Annotated in this window: 10 protein-coding genes; 5 read left to right on the top strand and 5 right to left on the bottom strand. The window is 71.3% G+C overall.

Annotated elements, in window-relative coordinates; translation table 11 throughout:
- Positions 1-11 precede the first annotated feature (11 nt).
- The 3 genes from AB2U05_RS34095 to AB2U05_RS34085 are packed head-to-tail and all read left to right on the top strand — an operon-like array spanning position 12 to position 3,686.
- Positions 12-1,385, top strand: coding sequence for an ATP-binding protein (locus AB2U05_RS34095; protein WP_369185361.1), 1,374 nt, complete (start codon positions 12-14; stop codon positions 1,383-1,385).
- Positions 1,385-3,118 (top strand): type IV secretory system conjugative DNA transfer family protein, encoded by a 1,734-nt coding sequence (locus AB2U05_RS34090; protein WP_369185360.1) that lies wholly within the window; start codon positions 1,385-1,387, stop codon positions 3,116-3,118. Before AB2U05_RS34095 ends, AB2U05_RS34090 begins: the two co-directional genes overlap by 1 nt.
- Positions 3,111-3,686 (top strand): DUF4913 domain-containing protein, encoded by a 576-nt coding sequence (locus AB2U05_RS34085; RefSeq protein ID WP_369185359.1) that lies wholly within the window; start codon positions 3,111-3,113, stop codon positions 3,684-3,686. The genes AB2U05_RS34090 and AB2U05_RS34085 overlap by 8 nt, the downstream gene beginning before the upstream one ends.
- A gap of 10 nt (positions 3,687-3,696) precedes the next feature.
- On the opposite strand, the gene AB2U05_RS34080 is transcribed toward AB2U05_RS34085, so the two are convergent.
- From AB2U05_RS34080 to AB2U05_RS34070, 3 genes are all read right to left on the bottom strand, one after another.
- On the bottom strand, positions 3,697-5,355 hold the full coding sequence (locus AB2U05_RS34080; RefSeq protein ID WP_369185358.1) for a hypothetical protein: 1,659 nt from the start codon (positions 5,353-5,355) through the stop codon (positions 3,697-3,699).
- A complete protein-coding gene (locus AB2U05_RS34075; RefSeq protein ID WP_369185357.1) occupies positions 5,352-5,744 on the bottom strand; it encodes a hypothetical protein in 393 nt (130 codons plus the stop codon). Before AB2U05_RS34075 ends, AB2U05_RS34080 begins: the two co-directional genes overlap by 4 nt.
- 148 nt (positions 5,745-5,892) lie before the next feature.
- Positions 5,893-6,954, bottom strand: a complete 1,062-nt coding sequence (locus AB2U05_RS34070; protein WP_369185356.1) for a hypothetical protein — start codon at positions 6,952-6,954, stop codon at positions 5,893-5,895.
- Positions 6,955-7,318: 364 nt separating this feature from the next.
- Between AB2U05_RS34070 and AB2U05_RS34065 the strand changes: the two genes are divergently transcribed.
- Entirely contained in the window at positions 7,319-8,320 is a 1,002-nt protein-coding gene (locus AB2U05_RS34065; protein WP_369185355.1) for a hypothetical protein, read from the top strand.
- 394 nt (positions 8,321-8,714) lie between these two features.
- Here AB2U05_RS34065 and AB2U05_RS34060 read toward each other — a convergent pair whose 3' ends face one another.
- Entirely contained in the window at positions 8,715-9,437 is a 723-nt protein-coding gene (locus tag AB2U05_RS34060; RefSeq protein ID WP_369185354.1) for an SDR family oxidoreductase, read from the bottom strand.
- 149 nt (positions 9,438-9,586) lie between these two features.
- On the opposite strand from AB2U05_RS34060, the gene AB2U05_RS34055 reads away from it, so the two are divergent.
- Complete coding sequence (locus AB2U05_RS34055; protein ID WP_369185353.1) at positions 9,587-10,534, top strand: AraC family transcriptional regulator; 948 nt, start codon at positions 9,587-9,589, stop codon at positions 10,532-10,534.
- A gap of 373 nt (positions 10,535-10,907) precedes the next feature.
- Here the strand turns inward: AB2U05_RS34055 and AB2U05_RS34050 are convergent, their stop codons facing one another.
- Positions 10,908-12,296 (bottom strand): serine/threonine-protein kinase, encoded by a 1,389-nt coding sequence (locus AB2U05_RS34050; protein ID WP_369185352.1) that lies wholly within the window; start codon positions 12,294-12,296, stop codon positions 10,908-10,910.
- Between the last annotated feature and the right edge of the window lie 11 nt (positions 12,297-12,307).

Here is a 12,307-nt window from a genome sequence, read left to right as displayed (position 1 = left end):
GCCGGTCGGCGGTGGAGGACACCGGCACCGTCTACACCGGCCCTTCCACCCAGGCCGGCGCGGTCTATCCCTTCCTCCTCGGCTCGGGGCTGCCGCCGCGCGGGGTACCGGTCGGCCGGGACGTGCTCACCGGCGAGTTGGTGTGCGTCGATCCCTCCGGCTGGACCGGAAAGTTGACCACCAACCCCGGCGTCTGGGTCATGAGCCAGCCCGGTGTCGGCAAGAGCGCCTTCGTGAAGCGCCTTTGCCTCGTCTACGTCGCGTACGGCGCCATGATGTGCGTGCCGGCCGACGTCAAGGGCGAGTACACCACGTTGATCCGCGAGCTCGGCGGGAGCGTGCTGAGAATCGGCACCGGGATCGACCGGATCAACCCGCTCGACTCCGGCCCGTTGCTGAACCGCCTGGGCTCACTTCCCGCCGCCGAACGCGAGGCCCTGCTCGACGTCCTCAACGGGCGCCGTCTGGAGACCCTAGGCGCGCTCCTGGCCACCCGGTGCGGGCTCGGCCGCCAGCCCAACGAGATCGAACGCTCCGCGCTGACCACCGCCGTACAGCTGGCCGCCGACGCCGTGCCGGGCACCGATCCGGTCATCCCCGATGTCATCGCCGTCCTGCGCCAGGCCCCGGTGGAACTCCGGACCAAGTTGGCAGCAGAAGGTGACACCTACCTCGACCTGACCCGCTCGGTCGTAGCCGGTCTGGACAACTTGGTCGACGGGCCGTTGAAGGGCATGTTCGACGGCCCGACCACGACACCGCTTGACCTGGACGCCCCCGCCGTGTCCGTGGACATCGACGCCCTGCGGGCCCGGGGCCGGGACGTCGTCTCCGCCGGGATGATCGCCAGTTGGGCCTACACGTACAACACCGTCGACAGCGCCCGCAGCCTCGGTGTGGTCCGCCGCCGACTCGTGCTGCCCATGGACGAGATGTGGCGGGCCCTGCGCTCCGGCCCCGGCCTGGTCGACGCCATGGACTCCATCAGCCGGCTCAACCGGACCACCGACGACGTCACCATCTACGTGACCCATTCGCTGCAGGACGTGGAAGCCCTGCCGACCGAGGAGGACCGGGCCAAGGCGCGCGGCCTGATGGACCGGTGTGACACCTGGGTGATCGGCGGCTCGACCGACGAGGAACTGGGCCGCGTCTCCGGCAAACGGACCCTCACCGAGCAGGAGCGCCTGCTGATCGCGTCCTGGGCCTCGGCCACCAGCACCGGCCTCGACACGTCCGACCAGGTCCACCCCGGCCGCGGCAAGTACCTGATCAAGCTCGGCACCCGGCCCGGCATCGCCGCCGCGATGGAACTCACCGCCACCGAGCGACGGCTGTACCACACCGACAGGAACACCGAGCCCGCAGGAGACGCCCGTCGATGATGACCGAGAACGACCGGACGTGGCTCGCCGGAGGCGTCTTCCTCGGCGGGGCGATGGTGCTGTCCGCCTCCACCTGGGCCGGAGCCGCGGCCGGCGCTGCCGTCGCGGGGGCCGACGTCCGGGAGCTCAGCCCGTACACCGTCTTCGAGATGGTGCGCGACTGGCACTCGGTCTGGCCGCACTCGCCGAGCGCCAGCGCCATCGGCGCCGTCCTCCTCGACCTGGCCGTCGTCGCAGCCATCGGCTGGGGTCTGTGGGCGGGCCTGCGGTGGTTCCACAACGGCTCCCACCTCGCCACCCTGCACCAGGTCCGGGATCTCACCCCCGGGCGGAGCGCCCGCGCCGCCATTCGGCTGCGCGCCTCCCTGCGAGATGCCAGGCCTTCCGCGGTCGCCACCTGCGATCGCGGCCTGCTGCTCGGGGACCACCTGCCAAGCGGGGTCGAACTGCGCGGGTCCGACGAGGACACCTACCTCGCCCTCATGGCGCCCCGGGCCGGCAAGTCCTCGGCGATCGCGATCCCGGTCGCCGAGGAGGCCCCGGCAGCCCTGCTACTGACCAGCAACAAACCGGACGTGTACGCGGCCACCCTGGCCTCCCGCCAAAGAGCTGGCACTGCATGGGCGTTCGACACCCAGGGCGTCGCCCAGATCGAGCGGGCGTGGTGGTGGGACATCATCGGTGAGGCGGAGACCCTCGACCGTGCCGAGCGCCTCGCCTCGCACTTCATCAACCAGGTCAAGAGCGACGTCGCCGACCCGTTCTGGGCCCAGGGTGCCAGCGATCTGCTCGTCGGCCTGTTCCGCGCCGCCTGGTGGGACGGAACCACCGTGCGGGATGTGCTCAGGTGGCTCGCCGACCCCAAGGAGCGGGCGCCGTTGCGGATCCTGTACCAGCACGAGGAAGTCCTCGCCGAGCAGGTCGACAGCTCCATCAACATCGCCGAGGAGACGCAGTCCGGCATCTATCAGAACGCCCGCACCGCCGTCAGCGCGCTGCGCGACGAGAAGGTCCTCGCCTGGATGCTCCCGGACCGGCATCGCCACCAGTTCCGCCCGGAGGAGTTCGCGCTCAGCCGGGACACCCTCTACCTGCTGAGCAAGAAGGGCGGCGCCGCCTCCGCCGTCGTCGCCGCCCTCGCCGACGCGGTGTTCACCGCGGCGTCCGAGGCCGGCGAGCGGCACGGCGGGCGCCTTCCCGAACCGATGCGCGCGGTCCTGGACGAAGCGGCCAACATCTGCCGGATCGAGGACCTGCCCGACCTCTACAGCCACCTCGGGTCGCGCGGCATCACGCCCTACACGATCCTCCAGTCCTACCGACAGGGAGTCAGGGCGTGGGGGGAGGTCGGCATGGAAGCGCTGTGGGGAGCGGCCACGAAGAAGGTGATCGGCGTCGGTTTGGACGACCCTCGCTTCGTGACCGACGTCGCCACCCTGGTCGGCAACCACGACATCACCCGCGAGTCGCACTCCAAGAGCCGCGACGGCGGCTCGACGTCCTTCGCCGAGCACCGCGAACAGATCCTCGAACCGGCCCAGATCCGCGCCATGAAGCGCGGCACCGCCCTGCTGCTCTCCACCGGCATGCCGGTCGCCCAGATCGCCCTGCGTCCCTGGTACGAGGAGAAGGCGCTGGCGCACATCGGCCCGGCGATGAAGGCTGAGGAGAGCGCCATCACCAAGCGCGCAACCGTCGCCTGGGAAGCGCGGAAGGCGGCGCGCCGTGGCTGACGAAGTCCCGTACCAGGTGCTCGCCGAGGACGTCGAAGATCTCAAGGCGCTGCTTCAGGCCGTTCAAGCCGAGCTGCAGGCCCTTCGGGAGGCTGGATCCCGGGAAGCCGAGCCGGCGAACGACAGAGGGAAGGTACCCGACCGCGCTGAGGAGGAACAGGACGAAAGTTCCGAGTGGCGGTTCCCGCCCTTCCTGTTCCTCCTCGAAGGCGAGGCGCTCGGCGCCGAGTTGAGGCTGCTCGCCGAGTGGGTCGAGAGTGTCCTCGTCCCGGGCTGCCTCGCCGAGGTGTCGGCCAACGCCCGATGGTGCCACCGGTGGATCGAACACTGGGACGCCGTCGGAGTGCTGCACGCGATGTGGCTGGCCTGGCAGGAGCTCACCAACCCCGCCACGTGCGGCCTCACCGGGCCCAGCCTCTGGTACCGCGACCACTACCGGCCCCACATCACCGACCTGCGCGGCCCGGGCGGCCCCTTCGCGGGTTGCACCAAGGGCGAGCACCGAACCGAACACCGTCTTCCCGGCACGGTGCCCAGCACCTGGTACACCGACGTAGCCGATGTCTGACCGGCCGACGTTACCGGCCCTTCCTTCGCGGATGGAGTGCGCCGACCTCACGAGCCAGCTCGGACGCGCGGTGCGCGGGGAGCCGTACCGGCTCCGGTGACCGGACCACCGTCGAACTGCGGGCTCGCGCGGCAGCGGCCTTCACCCGCCGGGTGTCGGAGGAGGGGTCACCGGTGAAGCCGAGTGTGGTCCGGCGGTCGGCGTCGAGCACGGCCCGGCCGAGCGGAAGCCCGACGACGTCGGCCGCGCGGGCAGAGGCGAGCTGCGCCGCCGCGTCCGCCTGCCGGGCGCTGTTGTAGGCGTCCGTGACGTGGTGGATCTGCTCGGGCGACGCCGGATACCACCTGGTCCAACCGTCCTTGATCTGGTCGCAGGGCGCGCCGCCTCGCGGATTGTGGGCGAGGTCGGAGCTGAGGAGTACCCCGCGCTGCAGCAGCACGGTGGCGATCCGGGGGACGTGTTCAGCCAGGACCTGGCCGGCGGAAGGGACGGCGTGGGCCACGGCGAGCAGGTGCGCGATGTCGGCCGGCGTCGCGATGATCTCGTGCGCGGCCCTCGGAGTGCGCTGAAAGCCGTCTCGGCGAGTCCAGCCGGATGAGTAGAGGGTGCGGCCGAGCCGGACCACGGCGAACTCGGCCTCGCGCACGAGGCGGGGGTTCGAGGCCGCGGGCGCGCTGCCGAGCTCCGACCTCCAGCTGGTCGCGACCTGCTGCCAGGCCCGGGCCGCCGAGCGCAGTGCGCTGCCGGCTGCGCCCAGGACACCACGAGCCACGGGATCGGGGGTCAGGAGGTCGCGGGTGTGCTCGATCAGACGGGCGGTGAGAAGGTGCGCGGCTGCGCAGTGGTCAGCGCCGATCGAAAGCTCGGCCACGGTGGCCTCCGGCAGGCGCCGCGACGCCTGCTGCACCGCGTGGGCGGCCAGCCATTCCAGGCCTGCGCGGGTGGCCCCGAGCGCTTCGTGCTGCGGCTCCCCCGGCCTGACGGGAGGTGACAGAGTCGTGGCCGCGGCAGTCAGGTGGAGCAGGCCGGGAGCCGGTGTGGACGGACGGGGCGAGTGGAGCTGGCGGTGGATGCCGATCGCCGCATGCTCGATCAACACCGCGCGCTCCCTGAGGCGGTGGGCCACGAGATGGCTGCGGACCACTCGCCGATCGGAGGGACACAGCTGTCCGATCCGTACCGCCACGCGCGCGGCGGTGCTGGCGAGTTCGGCCGTCTCCGCAACGACGTGGCGCGCGACCCCGTCGCTGTCCAGGTAAGCGGCGTAGGGGCTTCGGGGCTCGCCGTCCGGCCCGTGGTGGCTGGCGAGCAAGTCACTGGCGAGGCGAAGGAAGCGCACGGCTTCCGCCAGGTGCGAGGCTGCCGGGTCGGGCTCGGACCAGGCGTAGAAGGCCTCGTCCCGCAGCAATCGTCCGAGGATGTCGACGTTGCTGTGCAACCGGGCGACGTCGCCCTCGGCGATGCCGAGCGCGTCGGGGGCGCGCGGTCCGAATCGACCGGAGTAGCGGTGGAGCACCTGGAAGACGTCCGCCAACGCCTCACTGCGGGCCGCGTGCTGGCCCGGGGTGGTTCGGCTCTCGGCGTCGGAGAGGGTCAGGGCCGCCATGGCGTACTCCAGCCTGGAGGCCGCCAGAGTGATGAAGTCGCCCCAGGTGACGTCGTCCGTCATCCGGTCTTCCCCAGCTCGGTGGGCAGGGCGTTGCGCAGTGCGACGGCGGCGTCGCGGGTGTGGAGGGCCACCATGTGGAGGTCTCGCATCTGCCGGATGTCGGGCGAACACCGGGCGAGTTCGTCGAGTTCGTCCGCGATGGCCTTCAGCCGGTCGATCAGGGCCTGGCCCGCCTCGTCGACGCCGACCTCGGGCACCTCGTCGTCGGGCAAGGGCAGGTACATCGCCGCCTCGGTGGCGTAGGAGGCGGCGGCCAGGGCCGCAAGCTGGTCATAACGGTCGTCGTCGACTGCCAGGTCGGCGAGCGCGTGAGCGACAGCGGCGGTGCTCCTCAGGGCGACGGCGGCTTCCTGCTCGATGTCGCCCCGCATGGAGAAGCTCGGGTTCACGGTTCAGTCCTCCAGGTGGGTGGCTTTCGGCGACAGGCAACCATGGTTCGCAGCCCCTTGGGACCGGCAGGCCAGTCCCTGTGGATCAACTCCGGCCCCGGGCCGGGGCGATTCACCGGATGGGGTGAAGGCGCCGACGAGGCGACGGCTAGGCTCGCCTCTGGTTGGGCTTCCGTCCCTGCTGGACAGGCGATCCACCGCGTCGCAGGTGCGCCGGCTCCTCGCCGGCAGTCGTTGACCGTTGCGGGAGCCGGCCCACCGACCTGGCCTTGGCTGCGTTCGCCGAGACGCTGCGCGCCTGCGCAGCCAGCGGGCCCGGGCGCCCCAACGCCTGGCCCATCCTCCGCAGTTCGGGGACGTCGACCTCGGTGCCCGTCTGCGCCGGAGACGTGTCCCGGCCGAGGTCGCTGCCCAGGGCGAGCAGCGCCCCTGCGGTGGGAAGGCTCCCGTGGCTCCGCGCGAAGGTGGAGTAGGTGCCCGCCGCGTTGCCGAGTGCCAGGAGGGCCTCCGCGCTCGGGAGGGCGGTCCGGCCGAGTAGGAGGCGGTCGGCCGCGAGCTGGGCGAGCCGTGCGATCGTCTCGCACGCGCGGATCGAGACCTGGCGAAGGAAGTCGGAGATGCGGTGGTCGCGGAAGAGGCGGTCGGCGTGCTCGCCCGCCCGTGTCGCCAGGGTCCGCCACAGGCGGTCGACCGCCTCGCGGACCGTCCGAATCTGCTGCCACTCGGGTACACCGCTGAGAGCCGGAGCATGCCGGTCGGCACCGCGCAGTGCGGCGTTGACGGCGTCCGCCTGCTGCTGGGCAGCGCCGTGGGCCCGCGTCCCAATGGGTGCTTCGCCTCCGTACGGGAGCGCGGCGACGGATTGCCAACGGACCTGGAGCGCCTGCACATCGGCCTCGAGGACCGCTCGCAGGTCGTCGGCCGTACCGCGCTCCGGGGGCACGGTTTCCCTCCAGGCCGCGGCCACGTCGCCGAGCTGCGCCTTGAGGTCCGGGATGCCGCTGTCTGCCACCTCCGACCGGGCCTTGGCCGGCTCGGGAGCCCCCTCGCCGACCCACAAGGGCAGCTCATCCATCCGAAACGACAAGTCCATGGGCTCGGAAGGAATGCGCACCTCACCACCAGATTCCACAACGGGGCGATTCGCCGTCAATCCGGCAGCAGCGGCATCCGATTCAGCCAGTTCGTCCCAGATCTTTTGGTCGATCACTGACGGCACCCCAAGTGCGATGTCTTCTTGCTCGGGTGGATTCAGTGAGTGCATTCTCCACCTCCCACGGAAATGAACCACGTGACTGTTGATCTGCATCGAGGATGCAGCGCCCCCGCCGAACAGATCCCCTCCTGCTGCGCGGACCGCACCTGGTCTAGCACACGGCCGTCCTCGCGCACCGACCGACGCGACCGGGGATTCCCGCCATCTCTCGGCCGGATGCCGTCGCGTCCAGGTCCTGCGTCAAGCCGTCACCACGTGGTTCACACCATGGGCTGACGATTGTCGAACAAGCGTGGCGCCGAGGTGGAGCAGCCGTGATCTGATGGAAGGTGTCGGCGATCATCGACAAGGAGGGATCGTGCTCCCCAGGACATCCTTCGGCTCAACACCGGCAAGCGTCCCGACCCGGTCGTCGGCCGACATCGGCATTCCATCCGACACGGAATTCGCAGCGCTCCCCGATGACTATGCTCCGGCGGTCCGGGGCATTCGTGCCGCGGTGGAATCCGGGGACCACGCGAGGGCAGCCCGCTCGGCGGACGACCTTCTGCGACAGGTTTCCATGGACCGCGGCTCCCTGCATCCCGCGGCTCTCAGGGCTCTTGAAGTGCGCGCGCACGTCGCGGTTTGCTGCAGCGCCTACGAGCAGGCGGCCGAGCTGTATTCGGCGGCAGCAGCCGGTTGGGCAGGACGCGGGTCGCCGTCCCGGCTACCGGCTGCCCGTAACGCCGACCTCTGCCGGCTGCTGGCGGCGGATGCTGCGGCGGTCAGGGGACCGATCCGCGTCGCGAGCGCCCCGCGCCGCCGTGCGCGGGCGGAACGGTTTCCGCTTCGGCGCAGCCTGACGCCGGTCGTTCTCACCGCGATGCTCATCGTCGGCTCGGCGTTCACGGGCGACGAGCGCCGCGCGGACTCTGCCACCTTCCAGACGGTGTCGAGCCCCGGAACTCCAACGGCCCCGGTACTCATCGCGGCGCTCGATCACGCGCGGGAACGAACAGCGCCGACTTTGCCTTCGCCGCCCGCCCCCTCTGCGGTGCCGGCTTCACCTTCGGTCGCGCCCGACGTCGCGACGGACCCGACCGACGACACCGCGTCCGAGGATCTCGGCGCAGCGCCTCGCTCACATACGCATCCAGTTCCTGCACCAAGGCCTCGGACTCCGGAGCAGCAGCACCAGGACCCCGCGGCGCCGCCGTCTGCGCCTTCGCGCGTCACTCCCCCGCTCCGTCAGGGCGATGCCCTTCCGGACGCCCTTCGCACCGGCCGGCTGACGCGGCTGTGCGCCGACCTGCAGGCCCGGGTCGGCCGTCTTCCTGACACGATGCGGGAACTGTGCCACGGAGCGCAGGAAGGCTGACCGTCTCGGCCTCGCAACAGCGGCCGACCGAAAGCCGAATCCCGTCCGATCCTCGAGCCCCGAGATCGCCCGTCCTGACACCACCAGCACTCCGTGTGACGTCGCGACCTTCGTGCTGAGAGCCGCTGCCGTCGTAGCTGCGGCGTGCCGAAGATTGGTGGCTTTCGCGCCAGTTCGACCAGTGCGGGAGGGCGTTCAGGGCGGTGATCGGCGGGCTGAACAGTGCGCCGATGCGGCAGCGGATCTCCGGGACGATCAGGTCGACGGGTCTCCGCTTCGGGCCTGGCCATTCGGATCCGCACGTCAGGTCGGCCTCGCGTCGTCAACTACCGCGGCGGGGAACTCGTCGCGTGGGTGCGGCCCTGCTTCGTTGGCTGTTCTGTGTGGCGCCTTGTCACACCAGCGCCGCGCCGCCGTCCACCGCGAGCGTGGTGCCGGTGACGTAGGCGTTGGACAAGGCGAAGAGATAGGCCGCCGCGGCTTCCTCGGCGGTGCCGACACGCCGCGTGAGCAGCTCGGACCCGGCGCCCTGGAGGAAGGCCTCCGGGTCCGGGACGCTGTCGTCCCACAGCTCCGTGCGGATCACACCGGGCTGGACCACGTTGACGCGCAGAGGGGCGAGTTCGACGGCGAGGGCCCGGGACAGGGCCTCGATGCCGCCGGTGATTCCCGCCGTGAGCGCGGTTCCGGACAGGGGGCGGATCGCAAGGACGCCGGAGCTGAAGGTGATCGAGCCGCCGTCGCGCAGTCGCGGTGCGGCGTACTTGGCGGAGAGGAAGGCGCCCCAGAACCGGCGCTCGAAGACGGCCCTGGCCTCCTGCGGGGTGGTGTCGACCAACGGCTTGATCAGCAGGGATTCGCCCGCGGTGTAGACGAGGTGGTCGAACTCCCCGACCTCCTCGAAGAACGCGGCGATGGCGGCGCCGTCTGCGACGTCCAGGCGGCGGCCTTCGGCCGGCTCGCCCAACCGCTTCGTCGCGGCGTCCACGCGGTCCTGATTGCTGGAGGCGACCACGACGGCCGCGCCGGCCGCAGCGGTCTGTTGGGCTACTGCGAAGCCGATGCCGGAGGTTCCACCGATGATCACGATCTTCTTGCCAGCCAGAGCCAGAGACATGGGATGGGGATCCATTCCTTCGTCGATGCGGCGCCGGGGTTCGGCAACCGCCATGGCAAGAACGTACGCCCGCACATCGAGACGATGAATGACTCAAGATCTCGATTCCCTGTCATATCGTCTCGCCGCACAGGCACTAGAGTGCCGCTATGGACATCCTGAGCGACACCCTCGACGTCCTGCGCACGGGACGCCCGATGGTCACCCGCACCGACGCGCACGCCCCGTGGGCCCTGAAGTTCCAACCCATCTCAGGAGCCGGATTCCACGTGGTCGTGGAAGGACACTGCTACCTGCTGCCACCGCACGGCCAACCGCTCGCGCTCGGACCCGGCGACATCGTCTTCCTGCAGCGCGGCGGCGGACACACCCTGTGCGACGTGCCGGACCGCGATCCGGTGGACTTCGTACCGGAACGCGTGGACCGTTCCTCGCCGATCGGCCAGGTCTCCGTGGACGGACCAGGGCCGCACACGGTGCTGGTGTGCGGCGCCTACGCGATCGACGTCGAGCGCCCGCATCCGCTGTTCAGCGATCTACCAGAGGTCATCCACCTCCCCGCGGTTCCCGGCCGCCACCCGGTGCTGCGCTCGGCGGTCGATCAGCTGTGCGCGGAGTTCCACACGCCGCAGCCGGGCTCGGACGCGGTCGTCACGGCGCTCATCGATCTGCTGCTGCTGTACATCCTCCGGTCGTGGTACGCCGAACTACCGAAGGAGCGGACCCGGGGTTGGGCGGCCGCGCTGACCGACCCGGCAGTCGCCCCGGCTCTGAAGGCGATCCACGACGATCCCGGCCATCCCTGGACCGTGGAGTCGCTGGGCACCTGCGCCGGGCTGTCCCGGGCGGCGTTCTCGCGCCGGTTCACCTCGGTGGTCGGCGAGCCGCCGATGACCTACCTGGCCAACTGGCGGATGGCCACCGCGGCGCGGTTGCTGCACCGATCGCCGAATCCCCTGAGCACGATCGCGCAGCACACGGGGTACACGTCGGAGTTCGCCTTCGCCAAAGCTTTCAAGCGACACTTCGGATCGCCGCCGGGGGCCTACCGCAAGCAGGTCAGGACGGCAGGCGACGAACCACGCGGATACAACTGACGGCGAGGGCCCAGGACATCACGACCACGCCCCGGCTCGCCCTGCAGATGATCGAGCAGGCACTGGGCGCCGGAATCACCACGTCGTGGGTGACCGGCGACGAGGCCTACGGCCAGGACCCCGGCCTGCGGGCCGGGCTGGAGGCCCGCACTCCAGGATGGTGACGAGGTCGCGCCCCTCGTCGTCGAGCCGATTGAGCCGGCCATCCAGCGAGTTAGTCCTCGTTGTCACATCAGGCTCGGACGAGGACGAGGACGAGGACGCTCTCGCCGCGCTGTCGGCTACGTGCGCGCGGTGCCCCGCGGGATGGGTCCGCCGGGGAACGGCGGACCCCGGCGGGTCGGTTCGGGTCCGCCGGGGTCGGGGGGCGGGGTCAGGCGGGGCGGCTGCCGGGGATCTTCCACCAGAGGAGCCAGGCGCCGGTGGAGATGATCAGCACGTTGATCAGGACCTCGACCGGGCTCTCGCCGAAGCCCAGGGTCCGGAGGCCCAGCATCTGCACGGCGACGACCTGCGTGGTGACGAAGAACAGCACCACGTCGAAACCGAAGACGAGCACCCACATCAGCGCCGGATGCAGGCGCGTGCGCGGCAGTGCGTGCAGGAGGGAGACCACGACCGTGGTGCCGATCGCGGTCGGGACGAAGGAGGACGGCATCCGGCCCAGGTAGTTCCACGGCAGCGTCGTGCCGACCAGCCACAGCAGCGCCAGGCAGCCGAGGAAGCGCACCGTCCGGGCCACGGCCGGGCTCGAACCCGGGGCCGCGGCTGCCGGGTGGGGCGCCGCGACGGGCTGCTGCGGCGGCACCCAGGTGCTCCCGATCGGCGGCGGCCCGGCCCACGGCTGCGGGGCCTGGTACCCGGGCGGGGCGGCATGCGGGGCGGCGTGCGCCACCAGCGGCGGCGCGGGTACGGTCGGCGCCGGGACGCCCGGGGCCGCCCCGGTCCGCAGGACGGACTCCAGTGCCGCGAGCGCCTGGTCCGCCGTCAGCCGCTGCGCCGGGTGCTTCGCGAGCAGCCCGGCGAGCACCGGCGCGAGCGCGCCGGCCCGCCGCATCGGGCGCGGGGGTTGGGTGACCACGGCGATGCACAGGGCGCTGAAGGTGTCCGCGTGGAACGGCGCCTCGCCCTCCACCGCCGCGTACAGGGTCGCGCCGAGCGACCACAGGTCGTTGGCGGCGGTCGGCGGCTTGCCCTCCAACTGCTCCGGCGCCATGTAGGCGGGGGTGCCGATGACGGCGCCGGTCCGGGTGAGGGCCGTGGTCGCGTCCGCCATGTGCGCGATCCCGAAGTCGGTGAGGATCACCCGCTCGTCCATCAGCAGGACGTTGTCCGGCTTGAGGTCCCGGTGGACGATCCCCGCCGCGTGCGCCTGCTGCAGCGCCTTCACCATCGCGATGCCGATCTCGGCCACCCGCCGGACGGGCAGGGCGCCGTCCCGGTCGAGCGCCGCGGCGAGCGAGGCGCCGGTGACGTACTCCATGACGATGACCGGCGCGCCCTCGTGCTCGACCACGTCGTGCACGGTGATGATGCCCGGGTGGTTGAGCCGCGCGGCGGCGAGCGCCTCGCGCATGGTGCGCTGGAGGAGCTGCTCGCGGTGGTCGTCGGCGACGCCCGCGGGAAGGAGCACCTCCTTCACGGCGACGTCCCGCCCGAGCGTTTCGTCCCACCCCCGCCACACGCGGCCCATGCCGCCCTGTCCGATGAGGTCGAGGAGACGGTAACGCCCCCCGACAACTGCCCCGTTCGCTGCTGTCACGGGCCACCACC

Source organism: Streptomyces sp. Y1 (genome assembly GCF_041053115.1).
Taxonomy (GTDB): domain Bacteria; phylum Actinomycetota; class Actinomycetes; order Streptomycetales; family Streptomycetaceae; genus Kitasatospora; species Kitasatospora rubellomurina.
Note: the sequence above shows the minus strand (reverse complement) of the source record. Positions and strands in the feature narration are given on the sequence as shown.